This is a genomic window from Mesorhizobium sp. M2A.F.Ca.ET.039.01.1.1 (genome assembly GCF_003998035.1).
GTDB lineage: Bacteria > Pseudomonadota > Alphaproteobacteria > Rhizobiales > Rhizobiaceae > Mesorhizobium.
Window position 1 is genome coordinate 1 of record NZ_RZRY01000804.1, and the last position, 2,576, is coordinate 2,576.

The following is a 2,576-nucleotide window of genomic DNA, read 5'->3' on the forward strand; positions in this document are numbered from 1 at the left end:
ATGGACAGGGATCGGCGGATCAGTCGGGCCGGGAACCCACGCGCGAGAACGACGATGATCCAGCTTGCCTGGCTCTGGCTTCGCTACCAGCCTGGCAGCGACCTGGCCAAGTGGTTTCGTGATCGCGTCGGGACGCTGACGGGACCTACGCGGCGGATCGCGATCGTGGCGATGGCTCGCAAATTGCTGATTGCGCTCTGGCGCTATGCCGAAGACGGGGTGGTGCCGGCAGGCGCCGATATCCGTGCGGAGGCCGCAACCGCAGCATAGACAAACAGGAATTGCCGCTGACCATACTCTGGTCGGCTGCGACACGGGGAGTGCGACCGTCTTCTTCTTTGGCAGTTCATAGCTGCCGCGTTTCAGGTGGGTCGCGTCTCGCCTGGGCTACGCCTCGTGCAAGAGGCATTCTGGTCCGCGCCATTGTTGTGGCCCGACCGTATGTAAGGTGACACAGTTGTAGCTGCGAGACACAGACGCCCCGGACCCTATCGTGCCAAGCAGGATCATCCGAAAAGCGGAGAAGCAAATGCAATAATCGCGTTGACAGTCGAACCCTCATGTAAGGACGAAGCCCGTATCGGCCAGAAGAACGGCATCGTGCGGCAATGGGCAAGGCGGGGCACGCGGCCCCGTCAGCCGGCCGACCAGCGCTACAAAAGCGCCTATCTGTTCGGCGCCATCTGCCCGGCACGTGGCATAGGAGCAGGGCTGGCGCTACCCTTCGCAGACACCGAGGCCATGCAACTTCATCTCGACGAGATCAGCCGCCATGTCGCCAGGCGCGCCCACGCCGTGTTACTGCTCGATCGCGCCGGCTGGCACACCACCGCAAAGCTCGACGTTCCCAAGAACATCACGCTGATCTTCCTTCCGTCCCGCTCGCCGGAACTGAACCCGGTCGAGAACATCTGGCAGTATCTGCGCGCCAACTGGCTCTCAAACCGCGTCTTCGAAGGCTACGACGACATCATCGACGCAGCGTGCGAGGCCTGGCGAAAACTCCTCACCCAACTTGAGACAATAAACTCCATCGGAATGCGGGAATGGGCATATGTCGGTCAATCAAAATGACCGTTGGTATAATTTTGTTACCGAGTGCCTCATCAGGAATGTTACCCGCAGCCAGACGTGCGGGGTTTGGCGCGACGTATGGTGTAAGGCCGCTGACCTCGCCTATAAGCCGCCGCACGGCTTGTCGGCGCCACTCTCTTATCGCTTTTGCAACGTGTGAAGCTGTTGCAAGCATATCGTCCGGGGTAACGGGCCTGGAACTCGATGAGAAGTTCAAGCGCTGTCTGATCGGGACGCCAGTGCGCAGCAAGGATAATTCGAAAAGCGCTCTTTGCCTGAAGATATGAAAGGCGCATATCCATGTGACGAATTTTTTCTGCCTGTTCCCACTCAGCTGGACTCAGCACTTCGCGCATGGGCAACGTCGGGATCGTCAGCTGTGCATGCCGGAAAACCCAAACATCGATTGTTCCCGTCTGCCTATTCGAGTGCATGCATCACAACGTGCTCCACCACACGCCCTTGCCTGATCAGCACGACGGTCAAGTCGTTGACGCTTTGGCCGCCCACATCCTTCAGCTGCCTTAGTACTACAGTTGCGGATATTCGCGTCGTTTGTAATGACAGATGGTGGCCGCGGCCTGATGTCGTCGTCGCCATAGCGACCAGGCGATAATGAAGGGCTTTTGTGTCGGCGAGAAGATGAGGATCCGGGCGAGGAGATAGCGGATCTCGGGGACGCTCGGGACGAGTGCAGTCATTCGAATCAGGCGGCGATTGGCTCCTTTGGACTCGTTTCGTTCGGTTTGCCCCATGCGCTGCGCCGAAGATCAGCCGATAGCTTGGAGAGGAACGCCAGGGCGGCCATGCACAGGCTCATGTGGCGATGCCATCCGTGCCAGGACCGAGCCTCGCAATGATCAAGTCCGAGATCATCCTTGGCGCGCTCAAAGCACTCCTCGACCGCCCAGCGTAGGCCGGCCACTGCCGCCAGTTCGGCCAAGGAGGAACCGGGCGGGGCGAAGACCAAGTAGTACGATTTTTCTGCGGATGTCGATCGCTTGCGGCGGACCAGAAGCCAATGCTCGAAGCCGTCTTTTGACGTCCAAGGGCGGCGGATGCGTGCCCAGTCGTAGAGCCGAGGCCCTTTGGCGCCTTCACCTGCCGCATGACAGACCCACTCCTCGGGCGCGAGCTCGCTGGCCAGTTCCTCGGGCGAGGCTCCCTCAAACCGACGATCCCCTCCACGGCGCATGAAGTGAGCGCCTCGAACCGCCAGGACATAGGGCTGCTCGCGAGCTTCCAGCATCCGGCGAAGGCTACTGTCGGCCCCGTAGACAGCGTCGCCAAGAACGTAAGCGCATGGGACGCCGGCATCGAGCGCCGCCTCGACCATGGCGCGCGCCATCTTTGGCTTGGTCGCAAATTCGACCGTCTCCGGGATCGACGCCTTGGCACATCGCGCCCGATCCTTTGTCCAGCTCTCCGGCAGGTAAAGGCGACGATCGACCAGCGCTTGACCGTAGCGACTCGCGTAAGCCAAGAACACGCCGATCTGGCTG

1 protein-coding gene and 2 pseudogenes are annotated in these 2,576 nt (G+C 60.6%); 2 read left to right on the plus strand and 1 reads right to left on the minus strand.

Going from position 1 to position 2,576, the window contains the following annotated elements; genetic code table 11:
• Both EOA24_RS33925 and EOA24_RS33930 read left to right on the plus strand, forming a co-directional pair.
• Window positions 1-270: pseudogene (locus EOA24_RS33925) on the plus strand (IS110 family transposase); the annotation flags it as partial.
• 297 nt (window positions 271-567) lie between these two features.
• Window positions 568-1,074: pseudogene (locus EOA24_RS33930) on the plus strand (IS630 family transposase); the annotation flags it as partial.
• A 706-nt stretch (window positions 1,075-1,780) separates the two neighbouring features.
• Here the strand turns inward: EOA24_RS33930 and EOA24_RS33945 are convergent.
• Window positions 1,781-2,576: IS701 family transposase (locus EOA24_RS33945; protein WP_127410586.1), on the minus strand; the 796-nt coding region annotated here is incomplete at its 5' end.